The organism is Rhizobium sp. CSW-27 (assembly GCF_018760785.1).
Taxonomy (GTDB): domain Bacteria; phylum Pseudomonadota; class Alphaproteobacteria; order Rhizobiales; family Rhizobiaceae; genus Neorhizobium.
The window spans coordinates 196,009-217,052 of sequence record NZ_JAHHZO010000006.1; the positions used below are offsets into that span (position 1 = coordinate 196,009).

Below are 21,044 nucleotides of genomic sequence, written 5' to 3' on the forward strand. Positions count from 1 at the left end.
GAAATACTTCATCGAGAATTTGCCATGGCCCTCACAGAAGCTGATTTTCTCGACCTCACCCTCTGGCGACGCCATCTGCACGCCATGCCGGAAGTGTCCGGCGAGGAGCATCAGACCGCAGCCGAGGTTGCGCGTTTCCTGGAGATGACAGAGCCGGATATGATCGTCACCGGCCTTGGCGGCACCGGGGTCGCATCGGTCTTTGGCGGGCACGAGCCGGGTCCGACGGTGATGTTCCGCGCCGAGCTTGATGCACTGCCGATTGCGGAAATCTCGGACCTCCCACACCGTTCGCGGATCGCTGGCAAGGGCCATATGTGCGGGCATGACGGGCACATGGCGATCCTGTCTTCGCTGGCTCTCGCCTTCCAGCGCAGCCGCCCCGCCCGCGGCCGCGTGGTGCTGCTGTTCCAGCCTGCGGAGGAGAACGGCGCGGGCGCAGCCGCCGTTCTGGCCGATCCGAAGTTCCGGCCACTGACGCCCGATTATGCCTTTGCCCTGCATAACATGCCGGGGATCGGGCACGGCGTGAGCTGGATCAAGGACGGCCCGGCCAATTGCGCCTCCTGCGGCCTGAAGATTACGCTCACCGGCAGGACGGCACATGCCTCCATGCCGGAAAGCGGCATCTCGCCGGCGCCGGCCATTGCAGACCTCATCCCGGCCCTGTCGGCGCTGCGGGCGGGAACGCTGGATGGCGGCGATCTGGTGCTGGCGACCGTCACCCACGCCACCATCGGCGAACCGGCCTTCGGTATTGCGCCGGGCCAGGCGGAGCTGTGGGTGACGCTCCGTACAGTCTGGGACAGCGCCATGCACGAACTGCGGGCGCGAGCGGAAGGACTGGCGCGCGAGATTGCCGCCGTGCACGGGCTTGGCGTCGGCTTCAGCTATCACGACGCGTTTGGCCACTGCGTCAACGACCCCGAGGCCGCGGCAATCATCCGCCACGCGCTTGCCGCGGAAGGCCTGCCTCACGAAAGGGGCGAGGCATTTCGCGCCTCCGAGGATTTCGGACGCTTCGGAACGGTTTCAAAATCCGCGATGTTCTTTCTCGGCTCCGGCGAAAAGCATCCGGCGCTGCACAATCCGGATTACGACTTCCCCGACACATTGATCCCCATCGGCGCCCGCATCTTCCTGCGGATCGCGAAGGATCTCCTTGGCTGAGGCTCAGCCTCAGCCGTCGCGCTTCAGGTAATCCATCAGCGTGCGGCGATTGCCGCCATCATCGGCCACCGGCGTTGCAGCGGCCCCGGACGAACCGCCGGCCCCGGGCCGGATCTTGCGCAGCGCTGCCATCGGGATATTGCCGTCGTGACGCGGCACGATGATCATGTGCGTTACCTCTCCGCGCTGATAGGCGGTGAGGAACTTGTTGTAATCGGCAAAGGCCACGCAGCCGTGCGAATCGCCCGGTGCGCTGCGCAAGAGATAGGTATGGGCCAGAAGGCCGGTGCGCCCGAGCGGCGCCACGCCGTCGGTCGGCGTCAGCCGGATGGCGGCAACTCCGTGGAACGGCTTTTCGCGCATCGAGAGCTTGTAGGTGCCGGGCGGCGTCGGCCCGCGCATCTTCACATGGGTGAACTTCGGGTTGTCGCGCATTTCGCCGATGCCGGAATGCGCCTCCAGCACCGCGCCGTTCGGCATGTAGACACGGCCGGCGGTGATGTCATAGACGGCGATCTTCACGCCCTGGTCGGGCCACGGCACCGCGCGGCTGACGCTCTTGGCCGGATTGTCCGGCCGCGCGAAGGCAAGTGCCGTCGGCGCATCGTCATCATCCTCGTCGGCCTCGGCCACCACCGGCTGCGAGCGGGGACGCGTTGCGGGCTTGGGCTCGGAGGCCGGCGCAATTGCCATGGCCAGCGCATTGGCGGCCGGGCGACGGATCGGCAGCGGGCCTTCCATCGGCAGGCTGCTGTCGTCGCTCGGGCCGACGGCCTCGGCAACGGCCAGTTCCGCCGGGCTCTGCAGATCGGCCACCTCCACCTGCCCGTCTTCGGCATTGCCGGCCGGCATCGCATCCCAGGCCGTCTCGGTCGGCGGCGCCACCAGCACGCTGTCCTGCAGGGCGGAAACCAGCGCGGTCTTCAACTGCGCGTCATCCGGCCGCTTGCCGGCCAGCGCGGCAAACCGCTTCTCCTCCTCCTCGCGGGCGATCGCCGAAGTGAGGCCTTGCCGCACGCTGTGATCGTCAGGCCGCAGCGCCTCCAGATGCGCCATGTGCGCCCCTTCCAGACGCGCGGCCTTTTCCGCCGCACCGCCGGAAAGCCGCGAGAATTTCGAGACGCGGATCAGGCGATCGTTCGAGACGGGCGGCGCCAGCGGCTTGAGATCGAGCGAGGCACGCATCTGGTAGGAAAAGTCGCTCGGCTTGATGCTGGCGACGCTCTGCACCGTGGCGAGCGCACCCATCATCCAGGCGCCGGCCGCAAGGCTGGTGCCGAGAAGGACCGAATATTTCAGCAAACCGCCGGACGCTGCACCGCTGGCCACAGCTCGTGAGGATCGTGGGACGGATCGTTCCGCCGCAAAAGCCAGTGCCATGATACGCGTCACCCTTTACTCGCAACTCGAACACACGGCGCGTGAGCGCCGAAAACGGACGGGGAGACGAAACAGCACGATCGATCACGACCCGTGCCCGCGCACGTCCACCACGTGCGATCAGGATGACGAATTATGGTAACCAATTTCTTTACATGGCCCCTCTTGAGCGTCATCGCCATTATAAACGGATGCTGACGGAAGTTTAGCAAAAATGCGGTTGTCGAGCGGCAATGCCGCACGACCCCTCTGTTCCGGCCGAGCAGCAGGGCTTTTCGCCGCTGCAGGCCCGTTTGACGCGGCTCTGCGCCATCATGGTAAACAACCTCCTTGCCTCCCATGCCGCGATCACGTTTTCGGGAGCGGCAGACGGGTTCACCCCGGCCCCGGCCGTTGCGGCAGCCTATCGCGGCCGGTTGCGAATCATCGACGGGCGGCTGCCTGCCACGGCGGATCCCGCGCAAGGCCTTCGGCGGTCGGAATGAGACTTGATTGCCGCGCCCGCGATTGGCATCCTTTGCCGGCAAAAAACTGGGGAGACGACCATGAAGGCGCTGCTGATCATCGACGTGCAGAACGGGTTCTGCCCCGGCGGCAATCTGCCGGTTCCGGACGGCGACAAGGTGGTGCCTGTGATCAACCAGCTGATCGAGGAAGGCTCCTACGATCTCGTGGTCGCCTCGCAGGACTGGCACCCCGCCGACCATGGCAGCTTCGCCTCCCAGCATCCGGGCGCAAAGCCTTTCGACCTCGGCACCCTCTCCGGCAAGCCGCAGGTGCTGTGGCCCGATCACTGCGTACAGACCACGCCGGACGCCGATTTCCACCCGGATCTCAACACCGATGCCATCGACTACATTCAGCAGAAGGGCGAGAATCCGGCCGTCGACAGCTATTCGGCCTTTCGCGACAACGACCAGGCCGCCGTTACCGGCCTTGCCGGCTATCTGAAGGCGCAGCAGGTGAAGGAACTCGACATCTGCGGACTGGCCACCGATTACTGCGTGATGTTCTCCGCACTCGACGCACGCGACATGCTGCCGGGCGTCAAGATCTGCTTCATCGAGGATGCCAGCCGCGGCATAGACCCGGAAGGCGTCAAGACCGCCATCGCCGAGATGCGGGAACGTGGCGTCGCCATCATCTCCAGCCGTGACGTGCTGTCGAACTGAGCGGGCGCACCGCCGGAAGGATCGCGGCCTGCATCTTTGCAGGCAGGCCGACCGGTTCGGCCGGCACCGACGGTGCTCGCGGCTGCGCAGACCATCCGCCCGCCTCGACGCCCTCTCGATACTTCCAACCTGAGTAGCGTGGCCCGTTTGGCTCGACCTGGTCCTCGTGGCTTGCCTCGCCGCCCGGGTCTGGCCTACGAGCCTTGCAGGCAAAGGAATGAACGATGCACAAGACACACTTCTGGCAGGGCGTGCGGGCGGGGCTCGTCGTGGCGCTCTCCACCGCCCCCTTCGGGCTGCTGTTCGGCGCCGTCGCCGTCGATGGCGGCGTCTCCCCCTTCGAGGCGACCATGATGAGCGGTATCATCTTCGCCGGTGCAAGCCAGCTTGTCGGCGTCAAGCTGTTCGGCGCCCATGTGCCCGCCTGGCTGGTGGTGCTGTCGGTCTTTGCCGTCAACTTCCGCCATATTCTCTACTCGGCGGCCCTGACGCCGCATCTGGCGGGCAAGAGCCTGCCCGCCAAAGCCGGCATCTTCTTCTTTCTCACCGACCCGCAATTTGCCGAGGCGATGAAGCGGGTGGACCGCAGCGGGCGGCTGGAAACCGGCTGGTATCTGGGCGTTGCCGCGATCATCTACGTGCTGTGGGTCGCCAGCTCCGCGCTCGGCGCCCTGTTCGGCAGCCTGATCGGCGATCCGGTGGCGCTGGGTGTCGACGTGCTGCTGCCGGTCTATTTCCTCGGCCTTGTGCTCGGCTTTCGCCGCAGGCCGCTGTTCGGGCTGGTCGTGCCGGTCAGCGCGGCGGCGTCTATCCTGGCCATGCATCTGGTCGGCTCGCCCTGGCATGTCAGCATCGGCGCACTCGCCGGCATCCTTGCCGCACTGGTCTTCCACCGGGCTCCGGCCGATCCGCAACAGCATGGCGGGGAGCAGCACTGATGGAGCGGTTGACGGATCTGCACACGGCGCTGGTCATCCTGGCGGCCGGCCTTGCCACCTATCTCACCCGCGTCGGCGGCTATCTGCTGATGAGCCGCATGACGCGCATTCCGCCGCGCATGGAAACGGCCCTGAACGCCGTTCCCGCCGCAGTTCTCACCACCCTGGTGGCGCCGGCCTTCTATGACGGCGGCCTCGACGTCAAGATCGCCATGGTGGTGGCGCTGATGGTCGGCCTGCGGCGGCCGGGCGTTGCGCTGATCGCAGCCGGATGGGGCAGCGCCATGGTTCTGCGCCACCTCATTCTTGCCTGATCACCCAGCAGGTCATCGGACGCGGCGGGTTCGCCGCGCCGGATTACAGCGCCGCCGTCGCTCCCTCCAGCCAGGCCAGGGCTTCGGGCTCGGAAATCAGCGGCTGAAGCTTCGCCCGCACCCCGGCATGATAGGCATCGACCCAGGCCAGTTCCTCCGCCGTCAGCAGATCCTTCAGGATCAGCCGCCGGTCGATCGGGCACCAGGTCAGTGTTTCGAAGCCCATCATCGGCAGGTCGCCTCCCTCGATCGCCTCGAGTTCGGTGACATAGATCAGGTTCTCGATCCGGATGCCGAAGGCGCCGGGGCGGTAATAGCCCGGCTCGTTCGACAGGATCATACCCGGCAGCAATTCCTGCGTGGAAACACGGGAAATGCGCTGCGGGCCCTCATGCACCGAAAGATAGGAGCCGACGCCGTGGCCCGTGCCGTGCGCGTAATCGGCGCCGGCCTTCCACAGGGCGATGCGGGCCAGCGGATCGAGATCGCAGCCGCGCGTGCCCTTGGGAAAACGCGCTGCCGAAATGGCGATCATCCCCTTCAGCACCAGCGTGAAGAATTTCTTCTGCTCCTGCGGCACCGCACCGATGGCAACGGTGCGGGTGATATCGGTTGTGCCGTTCACATATTGCGCGCCGGAATCGATCAGGAACAGTTCGCCCGCCTTCAGGCGTCGGTCGGTCTCGGTCGTCACCCGGTAATGGATGACGGCGCCATGCTCGCCGGCGCCGGAAATCGTGTCGAAGGAAATGTCCTTCAGCGGGTTCTGCAGGCTTTCACCAACGCGGGCGCGGAAGGCCTCCAGCGCGGTGACGGCGGAAATCTCGCTCACACTGTCCGGCGCCTGGGTGTCCAGCCAGTGCAGGAAGCGCACCATGGCCGCACCATCCTGCACATGCGCATCCGCCGAACCGCGCAATTCCACGGCATTCTTGATCGCACGCGGCAGGCGGGCCGGGTCGGCAGCCTCCACCACGATACCGCCCGCCGCCTCGATGGCGCGCGTCAGCGCGATCGAGGCGATGTCGCCGTCGACCAGGATCCTGCGCTCGCCCTCCGCATGGGCGGCAAGCCGCGACAGCAGGGCGGAAGGTTCATGCCGGCTGGCAAGCGCATCGAGATGTGCCGCAGCTTCCGGCCCGAGCTTGCCCGCCTCGATGAACAGTTCGACCGCTCCCTCGGCGGTGATGATCGCACGCGCCAGCGGATGCGGCGTATGCGGCACGTCAGCACCGCGGATGTTGAAGATCCAGGCGACGGAGGACGGATCGGCAACGAGCAGCGCCTGCGCACCCTTGTCGGCCACCGCCTTTGCCATCGCGGCGATCTTGTCCGCCGCCGGTCTTCCGGCATGCTGCTCCTGCTGCACGCTGACCGCTCCCATCGGAGCGGCCGGCCGATCGTGCCAGAGTGCGTCGAGCGGGTTGGAATCGAGGATGACGAGACTGCCGCCGCAGGCCGCCAGCGCCGTTTCCAGCCGCCGCACCTCCGCGCCGCTGTGTAGCCAGGGATCGACGCCGAGGCGCAGGCCGCGCGGGCCATGCGCTGCAATCCAGCTGTGCGGCGGCTCGCCCACCAGATCGCCCGCCGTAAAGGTGGCCTGATCGACCTGCTGGGCAAGCTGCGTCGTATAACGGCCGTCAACGAACACGACAGCCACCTCGCGCAGAATCAGCGCAATGCCCGCCGACCCGGTAAAGCCTGTCAGCCAGGCCAGACGTTCAGCCGAGGCCGGCACGTATTCGCCCTGAAACTCGTCGGCGCGCGGCACGAGGAAACCGTCGATCCCGAGCGCGTCGAACCGCTCGCGCAGCGCCGTCACGCGCGCCGGGCCAAGCGCCGGCGATGAGGTGGTTTCGAAGGACTGGAACATGGATCTACTTTCGCTGTGAACGATTCCCTTGGGACGCCGATGTTAACGGATTCTCACCGCCGAACCAGCCTGCCGCTGCAGTGCCACAGAATTGGGCACCAGCCGCCCGATCACCCCTTGTTTTTGCCGGACCCATGCATCTGATGCATGACACCCGTGAGGCAGCCCCTCTGACTGGCCGGGCGGGAACACTCTATATTGCAACCATCGGGGAGCAAGACGGGCTCCCAAAGCTTCAAAGGACCGCTCACATGGCACATTCCTTCTTCCGCAATGCTTTTGACCGGGTCGTGGCTGCGCGCGAGCGCCAGGCGGCCCGCTATGTCAACGGCGCCCTGATGTATCTCGATGACGAAAGCCTGAAGGCGCTCGGCACGACCCGCGAAGAACTGCGCCGGCAGGGCGCAACGCGCTACGTGTTCTGATCCCATGGCCGGACGGTCGCGCTCCTCCCACGCGCCGCACGGCTTTCGGAACACGGCTCAAGACCCGCTCGAGCCACTCTCCTCCTCCAGGGCTCGCGGGCAGGATCTGTCTCTCCCGGCATGATCCGAAGGCGACATCCCCTCCCGGATGTCGCCTTTTTCATGTGCTGCCAAAGATATGCATTAAATGCAACGCTGCACTGCAGCAACAAGCGCCCTGTCAGCGGTCGTGACGCAGGTGGATCGTTACCCAGCCATTGCGCCAGAAGGTGCGGACATGCGCGAGGCCGGCGCCGCTATAGGCCGCGATGACCTTCCAGCGCTGCGAGGCGAGAATACCCGACAGGATCACGTCGCCGCCCGGCGAAAGATGCGTCACCAGTTGCGGCGCCATGCGGATCAGCGGCCGCGCCAGGATGTTGGCGATGATCAGATCGAAGGGGCCGTGTCGCTCGAAGGCGGAGGAATGGAAGCCCGGTGCCGTTTCGAGCGAAAGCCCCTCGGCAATGCCGTTCAGCCGGACATTTCCCCGCGCAACGCGGACCGCGACGGGATCGATATCGGTCGCCAGAACCGGAATGCGGCGCAGCTTGCGCACGGCAATGGCAAGCACGCCGCTGCCGGTGCCGAGATCGAGCGCGTTCTTCGGCGGGTGGGCACGCATCACCCTGTCGATCATTTCGAGGCAGCCGGCCGTCGTGCCGTGATGACCGGTGCCGAAAGCCTGTCCGGCATCGATCTCGATGGCGACATCGCCGGTGCGGACCTTGTCGCGATCATGCGAACCGTGCACCAGGAAGCGTCCGGCCCGCACCGGCTTCAGCCCTTCCAGCGACTTGGCGATCCAGTCGATCTCCGGCAGATCCTCGCGCTGGATCTCCAGTCCCGGATAGGCCGCGCGGATCGCCTCGGCGAAGCGGGCGCGCACCTCTTCCTCGTCGACCCGCATCATGTAGACGGAGGCCTCCCAGCGATCGGCCTTTTCATCCACCTCGGTGGTGCCGATGGCGAAATCCTCCTCGCCGAAACATAGCGAGAGCAGGTCGAGAATATCTTCCGATTCCCGTTCGGTAACGGTGACGAAGAGGCGGATTTCACTCACGGTCTGGCTCTTTCTGAAGCTTGGGGCGTGCGGCCTGTCGAAACGAGCGGCAGCAATGCCACAAAACGGCGGCGCCCTTCAAGCAAGCAGCCGGGCCGCGACCGCCCTCCATCACCCCTTCACGAGGTTTTCCAGCTTCTTCAGCGCCGTTTCGGGATTTTCGCCATAGGAAATCGTACCGGCAAAGCGGCCGCCATGGTTCAACAGGAAGACCGAGGCGGTATGATCCATCGTGTAATCCCCGTCCGGCTGCTTCTCGTCCACCGGCACCTTGCGGGCATAGACGCGGAAGCCCTTGACCATCTCGCCCACCTTGTCGGCCGGGCCGGAAATGCCCACCACCCGGTCGGAGACATTGGTGATGTAGCGGTTGAGGATGTCCGGCGGATCACGCTCCGGGTCCACGGTGACAAAATAGGCCTTCAGCTTCGTGCCGTCCGGATCGACCTGGTGCAGCCAGCCGTTCAGCTCGAACAGCGTGGTGGGGCAGACCTCCGGGCAATGCGTAAAGCCGAAGAACAGCGCCGTCGGCTTGTCCTGAAACGCCTTTTCGGTGATCGGCTCACCGGTCTGCGCGACGAGTTGGAAGGGAACGCCGAAGGGGCCTTCGGCGATATCCTTGCTGGAGCGGGTCATCTCCATCGTCAGCCAGCCCAGCACGCCGGCCATAACGGCGACGGCAATCCACAGCACGGTTCTGATCGTCTTCATGCCTGCGACTCCAGCGGTTGGCAGATAGCGAACCTCTCCCTAGGCTCGCACCGCCGAACCGGCAATTCAAGAATGCGTTGCAGATGGAGGGGCGCGGTGTTTTGTCCCGCCGGGGAGACGGAAACGCCAGGCTCCGCGGTCCGCCCGGCCATACATGCACCCAGCCTCACATGCACCAGGCAGCCAGGCTTTGCGACATGGCCAGGAAGATCTCGGAACCGTGCCGCATCCAGCCGTAGGCGGCAAACAAGGTCGCCGATGCGAGCGCAAGGCTGACGGCAGCCATCAAGGGCAAGTTTGCAGGGGTCCGGGGTAACCTCATGGCAACCTTATAGGCCAAGACTGGCGACCTGCGAAGCCATATTCCGGCATATCAGGATTAACGAATGTTCAACACCTGTCTGAGAGAGTTCGAGGAAGAGTCGCAGAGAGCCGCCGGCGCATGAACGCGCCATCCCCAGGGAGCGGCCACGGCCTGCCACACCGCTTTTCACGACATCGGTAGAATGTTCTCAACAGGGATCCCGAGAGCCACATGACAACCATAGCCGGCAAAAGAACACTGTCCGTGAGCCACCGGCTCATGACGCTTGGCGTCACCGCCTTCGTCGGAATGGGCACCATCCTCGGGGTCGGCTGGTATCAGCAGGAACGGGTCGAGCTCGGCATCGAGCAGGCGACAGCCATATGGCAGCAGGGCAACCAGTTGAACGACATGCGCTCCGCCAGCCTCGAGATGATCCTCGCCGCCATGGACACGATCGTGGACCGTGCCGAGCGCAAGGTGCAGCCGGAGCGGGCGGAATTGATCGCGCAGACCAGCCAGATGCTGAAGGCGGGCGCGGCAACCGTGACCGGATTTGCGGCAGCGCTCGGCAAGCCCGAGATGGCGGCCAGCTTCGCCGCCGACGTGGAGCGGGTTTCGAAGGCAATTCAGGTGGATCTGACACGCCTCGTCGAGACCGGCGCGCCCGAGGACGAGTTCGACGCGATCGATGACGCCATTGATGGCGGTGGCGAAAAGATTACCGACACCATTGTCGCGCTGCTGGAACTGGGCACGATCCAGGCCAATCAGAAGGTCGACGAGATGGAGGCGCTGGCCCGCCAGTCGCTGCAGGTACAGCTGATCTGCGGCCTCATCGCCATGGCGCTGGTCGCGCTGCTGCAGTTCATCCATGGCGGCGCCATCAAGCGCGGTGTGCGCAACGTCAAGGACAGCATGGCGCGGATCGTTGCCGGCGACTGTAAGACCCCGGTATCGGGCACCGACGGAACGGACGAGCTGGGCGACATGGCGCGCGCCACGGAGATCTTCCGCCAGGCGGCGCTGGAGAAGATCCGGCTGGAGCAGGAGACATCCGACGAACGCGCCCGCGTGGAGCAGGAAACACAGGCGCGCGAGGCGGTTCAGCGTGCCGATTCTGAGGCGATCCGCGCGGCCACGCAGGCGCTCGCCACGGCACTGACCCGGCTGTCGGAAGGCGATCTCGACACCACCATCGAGCGCCCCTTCCGCGAGGATCTCGAGCCGGTCCGCGCCGACTTCAACAAGCTGACGGCAAAGCTCAGGCTGATCATGACGGAGATCGCCGGCAGTTCCAGCTCGATCCAGGCCAATGCCCAGCAGATGCGCTCCGCCGCCGACGACCTGGCCAAGCGGACCGAACAGCAGGCCGCCTCGCTGGAGGAAACCTCGGCCGCCCTCGAGCAGATCACCCGTACGGTGCGCACCGCCACGGAACGCGCCGAAGGCGCAAGCCAGCTGGTCAGCAATGCCAAGGATTTCGCCGAATCCTCCTCGCATGTGGTGACCGATGCCATGGCGGCGATGGAACGCATCGAGGATGCCACCGGCGAGATCGGCAAGATCATCAACGTGGTCGAGGAGATCGCCTTCCAGACCAACCTTCTGGCGCTGAACGCCGGCGTCGAGGCCGCCCGTGCCGGGGAAGCCGGCAAGGGTTTTGCCGTCGTTGCCCAGGAAGTGCGCGAGCTTGCCGGCCGCGCCGCGGGAGCTGCCAAGGACATCAAGTCGCTCGTCACCCGCTCCAGCGCCGAGGTTCAGACCGGCGTCGAGCTGGTGAAGGCCACCGGCGATGCCCTGCATCGCATCGGCGACGACGTGCTGAAGATCAACGACGATGTCGGCGCTATCGTCACCTCCGCCCGCGAACAGTTCATCGGCCTGTCGGAGATCAACTCCGCCATCAGCCAGATGGACCAGACGACGCAGCAGAACGCCGCCATGGTCGAGGAAACCAATGCCGCAAGCCACACGCTGGCCGGCGATGCCGACAATCTGACCCGCCTGATGGCGCAGTTCCGCATGGATACCAGCGCCCGCCCGCGCGCCGTCGAGCCGACGGGCGCACAGGTTCAGGCCCGTCCCTCTCCCGCCCGCAGCCTGATGAACAGGGTCGCGAGCGCCATTTCCAGCAGCAGCCCCGCCGCAAGGTCGCTTGCGACGGCAACCAGAGAAAAATGGGAAGAGTTTTGACCATGACCAATGCCATCAAGCAGTCCGGCGCCTATCTCGAAATCGTATCCTTCCATCTCGGCGATCAGGAATTCTGCATCGACATCATGGCCATCCGCGAAATCCGCGGCTGGGCCCCGGTGACGCCGATGCCGCATACGCCGCCCTACGTGCTCGGCCTCATCAACCTGCGCGGCGCGGTGATCCCGGTCATCGACATGGCCTGCCGCCTCGGCATGAAGATGACCGAGCCGTCGGAACGCGCCGCCATCATCGTCACCGACATTGCCGGCAAACTGGTCGGCCTGCTGGTGGAACAGGTGTCCGACATGATGACCATCAAGAGCGAGGACCTGCAGCCGGCCCCGGAAATCATTCCAGAAGCGCAGCGCGCCTTCTGCCGGGGTATCGTGGCGCTGGAAAAGACCATGGTCTGCTTCCTCAACCTCGACACGGTGATTGCCGACGAACTGGCCCAGGCTGCCTGAGCCGGATCACCCGAGAGACGCAACTGCGCTGCATGCTGGATGGCGCTGCCCCGGTTTCCCACCGGGGCTTTCGTCGTTGCGCGGCCCGGCCCGCCTATTTCGGCGCGCCGCCCTTCCAGACCACGGGCTGGTTGAACAGCGGCACCGTGGAAATTGCCATCTTGGCGGAACCATCCACGATCTGGCGGGAATGTACGAGATAGATCAGCGTGTTGTTGGCCTTGTCATAGATCCGGTTGACGACGAGCTTCTTCCAGATCAGCGACATGCCCTGCTTGAAGACCTCCTCGCCCTCCTTCGAAAGATCGATATTGCCGATCTCGATCGGTCCCGTCTGGCGGCAGGCGATGGAATTGTTGGAGGGGTCCTCGAACCAGTTGCCGTTCTTCAGGCGGTCCAGCATGCCGCGATCGAAATAGGTCACATGGCAGGTCACGCCCGTCACCTTGGGATCGGTGAGCGCATCGACGATGATGTCATTGCCCATCCAGTCGACGCCAACCTTGCCGACCTCCTCGGCTTGGGCACTGACGAGGCCGAAGCCTGCAATGGCAAGGCTGGCAGCAAGGGTGGCGGCAAGGCGGGCGGTTCGGCGCATGGCGGGCTCCAGTCAGGCAAGGCTGATCAGCAGATAGGAACTGGCCGCATGATTGCAAGCGGCGGGCGCCGGGCCTTGACCTGCCGCAAAAGGAAAGCCACACTCGGCATCATGATCAAGCGCGACACCCATCTTGTGATGACCCACACCATCCGCCCGGCAGGGCGCGTGGACGGTCGGCACATGGCCTGATCAATCCCCGCTCCCCTGCCGCGATGGCAGGGTTGGCGAATGTCCGCTCTGCCCGGGCTCCTCCGAAGGACAGACGACATGACGCAAGCCTGCTTTCCCATTGCCACAAACGCCCGATGGCCGGACGGCCTCACCATCCGCGCCCGCCTGGCCGCCGATGCCGCCGGCATTGCCTCCCTGCACAATCTGCCCGGTTACCGCCATGGCACGCTGCGCACGCCCTATCACAGCGCAGAGGAAATCCGAAAAGGCATCGAAAACCAGCCGGCCACGGTGACGGCGCTGGTCGCGGTCCTTGAGGATCAGATCGTCGGCGATATCGGGCTGACGCGCCATGCGGGACGCAGGGCGCACAGCGGCAGTTTCGGCATGGGCGTGCACGACGCCTATCGCGGACGCGGCATCGGCTCGGCGCTGCTCGGCGAAGTCGTTGCCATGGCCGACAACTGGTACAATCTGAGAAGGCTGGAAATGACCGTCTATGCCGACAATGGCGCGGCCATTGCCCTCTACCGCAAATTCGGCTTCGAGGTGGAAGGCACACTCCGCACCTTCGCCTTCCGCGACGGCGCCTATGTGGATGCGCTGACGATGGCGCGGCTGAGGGCGTGACTTGCGTCAGTCTTGGCGCCTTGCCCTGCCTCGCAGGCCGGGTGAGGCGAGCAGGCGGCGCAGCGATGCTCCCTTCACTCTCCCGGCGCAAGCCCCCTCATCCGGCCCTTCGGGCCACCTTCTCCCCGAGGGGAGAAGGGGTATTGCGGCAGGTGCCGACATTCCATTCGGGCGATCCGGTCGCGGCAAGTTCGCTTCGGCGCAAGCGGGTGTCCGGCACAGTGCTCCTCCCGCTGTAAGCAGGAGGACACGGAGACGCTGCGGTGCCCCTCCCTTCTCCCCCGCGGGGAGAAGGTGCCCGAAGGGCGGATGAGGGGGTATCCCTACTGCCTACTGCCTACTGCCTACTGCCTACTGCCTGCTGCCTGCTGCCTGCTGCCTGCTGCCTGCTGCCTGCTGCTTACCGCCAGCCCCTCACCCGCCGATCAGCGCCAGCCACTCGTCCTCGTCCATGGTCTGGATGCCAAGCTCCCGCGCCTTGTCGAGCTTGGAGCCGGCGCCGGGGCCGGCAACCAGAATATCGGTCTTCTTCGACACGGAGCCCGAGACCTTGGCACCGAGGCTTTCGGCGCGGGCCTTCGCCTCGTCTCGGGTGAATTTTTCGAGCGAACCGGTGAACACCACCGTCTTGCCGGCAACCGGGCTGCCGCTGGCGGCGATCTGTTCCATCGCCTGCGGGGTCACCTCCTCCAGCAACCGGGATATCACCTCGACATTGCGCGGTTCCTTGAAGAATTCGACGATGGCCCGCGCCATCACCTCGCCAATGCCCTCAATGGCGTTGAGTTCCTCCCAGGCATCGCCGGAGAAGGAGGCCGCCTGCTGCATGGCGCTCTCGAAAGCTTCATAAGTGCCATAGGCGCGCGCCAGAAGCTTCGCCGTCGTTTCCCCGACATGGCGGATACCGAGAGCGAAGATGAAACGGTTCAGCGCGATCTCGCGGCGATTGTCGATCGCGTCGAAGAGCTTTTTCACGCTCACCTTGCCGAAGCCATCGATGTTTTCGAGCTTGGTGAGGGCTGACGCCTCCTGGCGCTTCTTCAGCGTAAAAATGTCGGGTGCCGTGCGGATCTGCAGGGCGGGGTCCTCCGCTTCGAAGAAGAAATCGATCTGCTTCGAGCCGAGCCCTTCGATGTCATAGGCATTGCGCGAGACGAAGTGCTTCAGATGCTCCACCGCCTGCGCCCGGCAGACGAAACCGCCCGTGCAGCGGGTGACGGAATCGAGCCGTCCGGTCTTTTCGTTGCGCTCACGCACCGCATGGCTGCCGCAGACCGGGCACTTCTTCGGAAACTCGTAAGGCGCAGCCCCGGCCGGGCGCTTTTCCAGCACCACATCCAGCACCTGCGGGATCACATCGCCGGCGCGCTGCACGATGACGGTGTCGCCCACGCGGATATCGTGATCCTCCGGCCGGATGCGGTCGCCGGAATTGCCGATGCCCTTGATGTAGTCCTCGTTGTGCAGCGTGGCATTCGTCACCACCACACCGCCGACGGTGATCGGCGTCAGGCGGGCAACGGGCGTCAGCGCGCCGGTGCGCCCCACCTGGATGTCGATGTTTTCAACCGTCGTGAAGGCCTGTTCGGCCGGGAACTTATGCGCGGTTGCCCAGCGCGGCGAGCGCGAACGGAAGCCGAGCCGCTCCTGCAGCGCAAGGTCATCCACCTTGTAGACGACGCCGTCGATATCGTAATCGAGGTCCGGACGTTTCAGGCCGATCTCATGGTAATGCGCGAGAATATCCGCCACCGAAGACAGTCGCTTCATCAGCGGATTGACGGGAAAACCCCAGCGCTGGAAGGTTTCGACCATGCCCATCTGCGTTGTCGCCGGCATTTCCGACATCTCGCCCCAGGCATAGGCGAAGAAGCGCAGCTTGCGCCTGGCGGTTACCTTCGGGTCGAGCTGGCGCAGCGAGCCGGAAGCCGTGTTGCGCGGATTGACATAGGTCTGCTTGCCTTCGGCCTCCATCTGCGCATTCAGCGCCAGGAAGTCGCTTTTCGCCATATAGACCTCGCCGCGCACCTCGACCACGGCGGGCACGCCCGGCGGCAGCTGCTGCGGGATCTCGCGGATGGTGCGGATATTGGCGGTGACGTTTTCCCCCGTCGTGCCGTCGCCGCGCGTCGCCGCACTCACCATGCGGCCGCTTTCGTAGCGGATCGACATCGACAGCCCGTCGATCTTCGGCTCGGCGGTAAAGGCGATCGAATCATCCGGTAACCGGCCGAGAAAGCGGTAAACGGAGCCGACAAAATCGGCCACGTCCGCGTCGGAAAACGTGTTGTCGAGCGACAGCATCGGCCGGGAATGGGTGATCTGCTGAAAGGCGGATGCCGGCGCCGCGCCGACGCGCTGCGAGGGACTGTCTTCGCGCACAAGCTGCGGGAAACGCGCCTCGATGGCATCGTTGCGGCGCTTCAGCGCATCGTAATCGGCATCCGAAATCTCCGGCTGGTCGCCCTGATGGTAGAGCAGGTCATGGCGGGCGATCTCGGCGGCAAGCCAGGCAAGCTCCGCCCGCGCCTCGTCCTCGCCGAGCGCTTCGACAGATGTGCGATGATCGACCATGGGTTTTTCTCCGTCCGCGGGCATCAGGCGGTTTTAGACGAAACCGCTCCGCCGCAAAACGGGAAAGGCGCTGCAAAGCTCCTCATCCACACCGGCGAGACCGCTCCTGATCGCCTGCCCCGCGATGACGACAATGTGTCGCGGCGTGTCTGGACAGTCGGGATGGCGGAGCGATAACCAGTGCATTGCATTCATATTTATATAAGCGCTTCCTCAAGGAGTTTTCCGATGGCGCATAGTCTGCGCAATACAGCCTCCGCCCGCCCCTCGTCTTCGCTTGGTGATACCGTTCTGCAATACGGGCCCGTCACGCGCCTGCTGCACTGGAGCATGGCACTGCTGTTTGCCTGGCAGTTTCTCGGCATGGGCCTTCGGCTGGCGCTGGGGCGCACGCCGCTGGTCGGTTTCTTCGTTGGCACGCATGCCTCCGTCGGGTCACTGCTGATGGCGCTGGCGGTGCTGCGCGCCCTCTGGGGCCTCGCCAATCTGAAGCGGCGCCCGCCGCATGGCGAAGGGCTCGTTGCACTCGCGGCCCGCCTCGGCCATCTCGGCCTTTATGGGTTGATGCTGATCGTGCCAGTGCTGGCGCTGCTGCGTGCCTATGGTTCTGGCCGGGGCGTGGCCGTCTTCGGTCTGCCCGTGCTGCCGGGCGCGCCGGAAAAGGTGCAATGGATGATCGATGCCGGCAATGCGGCGCATGGCCTGCTGGCCTGGACGTTGCTTGCCATGGTCGCCGGGCATGTCGCCATGGTCGTCGTCCATCGGCATGTGTGGAAGGACGATGTGCTGCACCGCATGGCCGGGCGCCGCACGGCAACGGCACAATGAGCGCGCCGATCTGTCGCTGAGACGGCGAGCCAGTACCCGGAGAGTTACGACAGGCGCAAAGCCGACCTGCCGCCTCGTCGCGATTGCTGCATTGGCGCAGGCAGGCGTGCTTCGCCCCGCCGCAGGCAAAACCTCAGCCGTTGCCCGCCAGAAGGCTCGCAGCCGCTGCCCGTGCCTCGTCGGTCACAAAGGCGCCGGAGAGCATGCGGGCAATTTCTTCGGCCCGGTGCTCGGGCGACATGGTCGCAACCCGCGTGGCGATCTTGTCCGATCCGTCGCCGGCCGGCCCCTTGGAAATAAGCAGATGGGTCGAAGCCCGCGCTGCAACCTGCGGCGCATGGGTGACGGAGAGCACCTGCACCTTGTCCGACAGGCGCTTCAGCCGCTGGCCGATCGCATCGGCCACGGCCCCCCCCACACCGGTGTCGATCTCGTCGAAGACCAAAGTCGGCGCCGAACCGCGATCGGCGAGCGCCACCTTGAGCGCCAGCAGGAAACGCGACAGCTCGCCGCCTGAGGCCACCTTCATGATCGGGCCGGGCCGTGTGCCGGGGTTGGTCTGCACGTGGAATTCCACCGTGTCGATGCCTTCGGCCGCCGCATTGTCCGGATCGGCGGTGACATTGACCATGAAGCGGGCACGTTCCAGCTTCAATGCCGGCAGTTCCGCCATCACCGCGTCGGCAAGCGCGGATGCCCCGTATTGCCGCTTTTCGGAAAGCGCACGGGCGGCCTTGTCGAAGGCGGCGCGCGTGGCCTCTGCCGCTTTTTCCAGCTGGCCGAGCCGCTCCTCGCCGGCATCGAGATCGGCAAGATCCGCCACCATCTTTTCCGCCAGCGCCGGCAGGTCGGTCACCGCAACGGAATATTTTCGGCTTGCGGCACGCAGTGCAAACAGACGCTCCTCGACCCGCTCCAGCTCGCGCGGATCGAATTCGGTGCGCCGAAGCGCGGCCTCCACCTCCATCTGCGCGTTGGAGAGGTTGTCGAGCGCCGAATCGAGCAGTTGAACCGTTTCTTCCAGCAGGCCCGGAGCCTCGTGGCTCTTGCGCTCCAGCCGGCGCACCAGCGAGGCAATCAGCGGAACCGGCGAGGCATTGCCGTTCAGAAATTCGGACGCTTCGGCGATATCGCCGGCAATACGCTCGGATTTCTGCATGCGGGCGCGCTGTTCGGCCAGTTCGTCCTCCTCACCGTCACGTGGCCTCAAGGCCTGCAATTCCTCGACGGAGGCACGCAGATAATCCGCCTCGCGGGCAGCGGCCTCGACGCGCGAACGATGCGTCTTCAGCGCCCGCTCGGCCTCCCGCCAGCTGCGGTAAAGGGCGGAGACCTCCGTCACCTCGTCGGCCAGCCCGGCAAAGGCATCGAGCAGCATGCGATGGGCATTGATGTCGACCAGCGCCCGGTCGTCGTGCTGACCGTGGATTTCCACCAGCATCTGCCCCACCTGGCGCATCAGCTGCACGCTGACCGGCTGGTCATTGATGGAGGCCTTGGTGCGCCCGTCGGCCGACTGCATGCGCCGGAAGATCAGGTCTCCCTCGTCATCCAGTCCGTTTTCCCTCAGGAGAAGGCGCGCCGGGTGGCTGGCGCCGACATCGAAGACGGCCGTAACCTGTCCCCTGTCGAGGCCATGGCGCACAAGCCCGCCATCGCCGCGCCCGCCAAGGGCCAGCGACAGGGAGTCGAGCAGGATGGATTTGCCGGCCCCGGTTTCGCCCGTCAGGACGGAGAGGCCACTCTCGAAGCCGAGGTCCAGCCGCTCGATCAGGACGATATCGCGGATCGACAACTGGATAAGCATGGTGTTCCCGTTCAGGCGCCGATCAGCTTGGCCCCGGCGCGAGAAATCCACGAGTCGCGGTTCTCACGCGGCTCCAAGCCGCCGCCCTTCAGCAGCTTGAAGGAATCGCTGTACCACTGGCTGTCCGGATAGTTGTGGCCCAGCACCGCCGCCGCCGTCTGTGCCTCTTCCGTCACGCCCATGGCATAATAGGCCTCCACGAGGCGCGCCAGCGCCTCTTCGACCTGATTGGTGTTGCCGTAGTTCTCGACCACGTTGCGGAAGCGGGCAATGGCCGCCAGATATTCCTTGCGCTCGAGATAATAGCGACCGATCTGCATTTCCTTGCCGGCGAGCTGGTCGCGGGCAAAGCGGATCTTGGCCTGCGCATCCTCGACATATTCCGACTTCGGATAGTTGGTCACGACCTTCTGCATCGCATCGATGGTGCTGCGGGACATCTTCTGGTCCTGCGTCACATCGACGATCTGCTTCGAATAGGACAGGCCGACCAGATACTGCACATAGGCCGAATCATCAGACTGCGGATACTGCTTGATGTAGCGGTTGCCCGTCGAGACCGCCTCCTCGTAACGCCCCAGGCGATACTTGGTGAAGGTGCTCATCACCAACGCCTTGCGCGCCCAGTCGGTGAACGGATTCTGCTTGTCGATGGCGTCGAACTTGCGGCTCGCCTCCGCCAGATTGCCGGCCTTCATGTTGGCCAGGCCCTGGTTGTAGAGCTGCTCCGGCGGGTCGGTATTGAGACCGAGCTTGGTGATGTCGATGTCCGGGTCTGACTGGCAAGCGGTCACCAGAAGGCTGGTGCCGACCAAAAGCAGGGACACCGCGGCAATGCGCGCCGTGTTCCTTATTCCAACAGACTTCGTCTCAGTCATTCGACAGTTCCCGATTGTCACGCGATGTTACATCGTCCGCCCGAGAGGCCTTGTAGCCATAAAGGAAGCGACAGAGCAACGCAATGATGGCGCTTTGACGCAAATTTATGGCGGGCGGAAGAGCCTGTTTGCAAAAAGAAAGGCCGCCTCGAAGGAGACGGCCCGGCTCGACGGTGCTTGCGGCTTCTCAGCCGGCCCAGGGGGCAAATTCTGCCGCGCTGACCGCGACGAATTCGCGGGCACGCACCCGCTGGCTGCGCATCGGCGCCTCGACGACCTCATAGGCCGAGCGATCGCTGAGCAGCGCCTTCAGTGCATTGGCGTTCATCTTGTGGCCACCGCGATAGGAGCGGTAGCAGCCGATGAACTGGGCGCCGGCCAGCGCCAGATCGCCCACGGCATCGAGTGTCTTGTGGCGCACGAACTCGTCCGCATAGCGCAGGCCCTCGACATTGACGACCGTGTCGTCATCCGAGATCACCACCGAGTTTTCCAGCGAGGAGCCGAGTGCGAAACCGGCAGCCCACAGGCGTTCCACATCACGCATGAAACCGAAGGTGCGGGCGCGCGACAACTGATCGCGGAACACCTGCGCCGTCAGGTCGCCCTGCCAGGACTGGCGGCCGATCAGCGGCGAATCGAAATCGATCTCCACCTCGAAGCGGGTGCCGTCATAGGGGCGGAACTCCGACCAGGAGGCACCCGAATCAATGCGCACCGGCTTCAGAACGCGGATATAGCGGCGCTTCTCGCCGAGATTGACGATACCGGCCTGCTCGATGGCCTCGATGAAGGGGAAGGACGAGCCGTCCATGATCGGCATTTCGGCGCCATCCACCTCCACCACCACATTGTCGAGGCCGAGCGCGTAGAGCGCTGCCATCACATGCTCGATCGTCGCGACCGCACGGGTGAGCGAGGCGCCGAGAACGGTGCAGAGATCGGTATTGCCGACATTCGATGAGACCGCCCGGTACTCGGCCGTGCTGCCATCGGCGAACTGGCGACTGAAGACAACGCCGGTGCCCGCTTCGGCAGGCTGGAAGGTGATGGAAACGGGGCTTCCGGAATGAACACCGATGCCCGACAGCGTGACGGGAGTGGCGATTGTCGTCTGAAAGCCCAGAAGTCCGAGTGTCATGTCTTTTGCCTTTATCGTGCCGTGCCCCGCAGCCGGGGCTCCGGTTTCTTTATCGGTTCCTTAAACCGCTGGCGCGGCGGATCCGCTCTTTCTCAATTCTGTACATACGGCGGTCGACCGGCCATTCCAAATCACTGTTTCTTTCGCTCTGTTACGAAGCCAGCCGATTGATTTCATGCGCTTTTCCGGAAGGCATACAAAAAATGCAAAAACGGACGGTGCTGCACATGAGAGTGTGGCTTGACGATGGCGTCAAGAATTCAATACTGTGCAAAAATGCGTTAAAAACACAAAGAAGACGGAGGAAACGCTCGTGATTACACAATCGCACGGTTCGCAGCAGGTCTTTCCGCCGCAGATGC

General features: G+C 64.7%; 18 protein-coding genes. 9 read left to right on the forward strand and 9 right to left on the reverse strand.

The annotated features are described in order from the left end of the window. Window positions 1-24: 24 nt before the first annotated feature. A complete protein-coding gene (locus tag KLP42_RS13950) occupies window positions 25-1,170 on the forward strand; it encodes an amidohydrolase (protein ID WP_215567347.1) in 1,146 nt (381 codons plus the stop codon). A gap of 9 nt (window positions 1,171-1,179) precedes the next feature. Here the strand turns inward: KLP42_RS13950 and KLP42_RS13955 are convergent, their stop codons facing one another. Then, the gene (locus KLP42_RS13955; protein ID WP_252192979.1) at window positions 1,180-2,550 is read right to left on the reverse strand and encodes a DUF2778 domain-containing protein; all 1,371 of its coding nucleotides are present in this window, start codon (window positions 2,548-2,550) and stop codon (window positions 1,180-1,182) included. Window positions 2,551-3,095: 545 nt separating this feature from the next. Here KLP42_RS13955 and pncA point away from each other — a divergent pair. The 3 genes from pncA (at window position 3,096) to KLP42_RS13970 (ending at window position 4,974) form a co-directional block, all read left to right on the forward strand. Continuing rightward, entirely contained in the window at window positions 3,096-3,722 is a 627-nt protein-coding gene (gene pncA / locus KLP42_RS13960) for a bifunctional nicotinamidase/pyrazinamidase (RefSeq protein ID WP_215567348.1), read from the forward strand. Window positions 3,723-3,946: 224 nt separating this feature from the next. Further along, window positions 3,947-4,660, forward strand: a complete 714-nt coding sequence (locus tag KLP42_RS13965) for an AzlC family ABC transporter permease (protein ID WP_215567349.1) — start codon at window positions 3,947-3,949, stop codon at window positions 4,658-4,660. Further along, window positions 4,660-4,974, forward strand: coding sequence for an AzlD family protein (locus KLP42_RS13970; RefSeq protein ID WP_215567350.1), 315 nt, complete (start codon window positions 4,660-4,662; stop codon window positions 4,972-4,974). Before KLP42_RS13965 ends, KLP42_RS13970 begins: the two co-directional genes overlap by 1 nt. 43 nt (window positions 4,975-5,017) lie before the next feature. On the opposite strand, the gene KLP42_RS13975 is transcribed toward KLP42_RS13970, so the two are convergent. After that, the gene (locus KLP42_RS13975) at window positions 5,018-6,847 is read right to left on the reverse strand and encodes an aminopeptidase P family protein (RefSeq protein WP_215567351.1); all 1,830 of its coding nucleotides are present in this window, start codon (window positions 6,845-6,847) and stop codon (window positions 5,018-5,020) included. 251 nt (window positions 6,848-7,098) lie between these two features. Here KLP42_RS13975 and KLP42_RS13980 point away from each other — a divergent pair, with 251 nt between their 5' ends. Continuing rightward, window positions 7,099-7,272, forward strand: coding sequence for a hypothetical protein (locus tag KLP42_RS13980; protein WP_215567352.1), 174 nt, complete (start codon window positions 7,099-7,101; stop codon window positions 7,270-7,272). A 220-nt stretch (window positions 7,273-7,492) separates the two neighbouring features. Here KLP42_RS13980 and KLP42_RS13985 read toward each other — a convergent pair whose 3' ends face one another. Together KLP42_RS13985 and KLP42_RS13990 are read right to left on the reverse strand one after the other, a co-directional pair. Then, entirely contained in the window at window positions 7,493-8,374 is an 882-nt protein-coding gene (locus KLP42_RS13985; protein ID WP_215567353.1) for a 50S ribosomal protein L11 methyltransferase, read from the reverse strand. A gap of 111 nt (window positions 8,375-8,485) precedes the next feature. After that, complete coding sequence (locus KLP42_RS13990) at window positions 8,486-9,085, reverse strand: SCO family protein (RefSeq protein ID WP_215567354.1); 600 nt, start codon at window positions 9,083-9,085, stop codon at window positions 8,486-8,488. Window positions 9,086-9,620: 535 nt separating this feature from the next. Here KLP42_RS13990 and KLP42_RS13995 point away from each other — a divergent pair. Both KLP42_RS13995 and KLP42_RS14000 read left to right on the forward strand, forming a co-directional pair. Continuing rightward, on the forward strand, window positions 9,621-11,585 hold the full coding sequence (locus KLP42_RS13995) for a methyl-accepting chemotaxis protein (RefSeq protein WP_215567355.1): 1,965 nt from the start codon (window positions 9,621-9,623) through the stop codon (window positions 11,583-11,585). A 2-nt stretch (window positions 11,586-11,587) separates the two neighbouring features. Next, window positions 11,588-12,052, forward strand: coding sequence for a chemotaxis protein CheW (locus tag KLP42_RS14000; RefSeq protein WP_215567356.1), 465 nt, complete (start codon window positions 11,588-11,590; stop codon window positions 12,050-12,052). 94 nt (window positions 12,053-12,146) lie between these two features. Here KLP42_RS14000 and KLP42_RS14005 read toward each other — a convergent pair whose 3' ends face one another. Then, window positions 12,147-12,650 (reverse strand): CreA family protein, encoded by a 504-nt coding sequence (locus KLP42_RS14005; RefSeq protein ID WP_215567357.1) that lies wholly within the window; start codon window positions 12,648-12,650, stop codon window positions 12,147-12,149. Window positions 12,651-12,920: 270 nt separating this feature from the next. Between KLP42_RS14005 and KLP42_RS14010 the strand changes: the two genes are divergently transcribed. Continuing rightward, window positions 12,921-13,454 (forward strand): GNAT family N-acetyltransferase, encoded by a 534-nt coding sequence (locus KLP42_RS14010; RefSeq protein WP_215567358.1) that lies wholly within the window; start codon window positions 12,921-12,923, stop codon window positions 13,452-13,454. 414 nt (window positions 13,455-13,868) lie between these two features. Here the strand turns inward: KLP42_RS14010 and ligA are convergent, their stop codons facing one another. Next, window positions 13,869-16,028 carry an NAD-dependent DNA ligase LigA gene (gene ligA / locus KLP42_RS14015; RefSeq protein ID WP_215567359.1) on the reverse strand — a complete coding sequence of 720 codons (2,160 nt, stop codon included), beginning with the start codon at window positions 16,026-16,028 and terminating at the stop codon, window positions 13,869-13,871. A 228-nt stretch (window positions 16,029-16,256) separates the two neighbouring features. Here ligA and KLP42_RS14020 point away from each other — a divergent pair, with 228 nt between their 5' ends. After that, complete coding sequence (locus KLP42_RS14020; protein ID WP_215567360.1) at window positions 16,257-16,856, forward strand: cytochrome b; 600 nt, start codon at window positions 16,257-16,259, stop codon at window positions 16,854-16,856. Window positions 16,857-16,989: 133 nt separating this feature from the next. On the opposite strand, the gene recN is transcribed toward KLP42_RS14020, so the two are convergent. The 3 genes from recN to lpxC form a co-directional block, all read right to left on the reverse strand. Continuing rightward, window positions 16,990-18,663: a DNA repair protein RecN gene (gene recN / locus KLP42_RS14025; RefSeq protein WP_215567361.1), complete on the reverse strand. Its 1,674-nt coding sequence runs from the start codon at window positions 18,661-18,663 to the stop codon at window positions 16,990-16,992. Window positions 18,664-18,674: 11 nt separating this feature from the next. Beyond that, a complete protein-coding gene (locus KLP42_RS14030) occupies window positions 18,675-19,541 on the reverse strand; it encodes an outer membrane protein assembly factor BamD (RefSeq protein WP_215567362.1) in 867 nt (288 codons plus the stop codon). 187 nt (window positions 19,542-19,728) lie between these two features. Then, window positions 19,729-20,682 (reverse strand): UDP-3-O-acyl-N-acetylglucosamine deacetylase, encoded by a 954-nt coding sequence (lpxC, locus tag KLP42_RS14035; RefSeq protein WP_215567363.1) that lies wholly within the window; start codon window positions 20,680-20,682, stop codon window positions 19,729-19,731. Window positions 20,683-21,044: the final 362 nt, after the last annotated feature.

Excerpts from the sequence above, each read along its gene's own strand:
- KLP42_RS13950 (WP_215567347.1), top strand. The coding sequence starts at position 25 with ATGGCCCTCACAGAAGCTGATTTTCTCGACCTCACCCTCTGGCGACGC.
- KLP42_RS13955 (WP_252192979.1), bottom strand. The coding sequence starts at position 2,550 with ATGGCACTGGCTTTTGCGGCGGAACGATCCGTCCCACGATCCTCACGA.
- pncA (WP_215567348.1), top strand. The coding sequence starts at position 3,096 with ATGAAGGCGCTGCTGATCATCGACGTGCAGAACGGGTTCTGCCCCGGC.
- KLP42_RS13965 (WP_215567349.1), top strand. The coding sequence starts at position 3,947 with ATGCACAAGACACACTTCTGGCAGGGCGTGCGGGCGGGGCTCGTCGTG.
- KLP42_RS13970 (WP_215567350.1), top strand. The coding sequence starts at position 4,660 with ATGGAGCGGTTGACGGATCTGCACACGGCGCTGGTCATCCTGGCGGCC.
- KLP42_RS13975 (WP_215567351.1), bottom strand. The coding sequence starts at position 6,847 with ATGTTCCAGTCCTTCGAAACCACCTCATCGCCGGCGCTTGGCCCGGCG.
- KLP42_RS13980 (WP_215567352.1), top strand. The coding sequence starts at position 7,099 with ATGGCACATTCCTTCTTCCGCAATGCTTTTGACCGGGTCGTGGCTGCG.
- KLP42_RS13990 (WP_215567354.1), bottom strand. The coding sequence starts at position 9,085 with ATGAAGACGATCAGAACCGTGCTGTGGATTGCCGTCGCCGTTATGGCC.
- KLP42_RS13995 (WP_215567355.1), top strand. The coding sequence starts at position 9,621 with ATGACAACCATAGCCGGCAAAAGAACACTGTCCGTGAGCCACCGGCTC.
- KLP42_RS14000 (WP_215567356.1), top strand. The coding sequence starts at position 11,588 with ATGACCAATGCCATCAAGCAGTCCGGCGCCTATCTCGAAATCGTATCC.
- KLP42_RS14005 (WP_215567357.1), bottom strand. The coding sequence starts at position 12,650 with ATGCGCCGAACCGCCCGCCTTGCCGCCACCCTTGCTGCCAGCCTTGCC.
- KLP42_RS14010 (WP_215567358.1), top strand. The coding sequence starts at position 12,921 with ATGACGCAAGCCTGCTTTCCCATTGCCACAAACGCCCGATGGCCGGAC.
- ligA (WP_215567359.1), bottom strand. The coding sequence starts at position 16,028 with ATGGTCGATCATCGCACATCTGTCGAAGCGCTCGGCGAGGACGAGGCG.
- KLP42_RS14020 (WP_215567360.1), top strand. The coding sequence starts at position 16,257 with ATGGCGCATAGTCTGCGCAATACAGCCTCCGCCCGCCCCTCGTCTTCG.
- recN (WP_215567361.1), bottom strand. The coding sequence starts at position 18,663 with ATGCTTATCCAGTTGTCGATCCGCGATATCGTCCTGATCGAGCGGCTG.
- KLP42_RS14030 (WP_215567362.1), bottom strand. The coding sequence starts at position 19,541 with ATGACTGAGACGAAGTCTGTTGGAATAAGGAACACGGCGCGCATTGCC.
- lpxC (WP_215567363.1), bottom strand. The coding sequence starts at position 20,682 with ATGACACTCGGACTTCTGGGCTTTCAGACGACAATCGCCACTCCCGTC.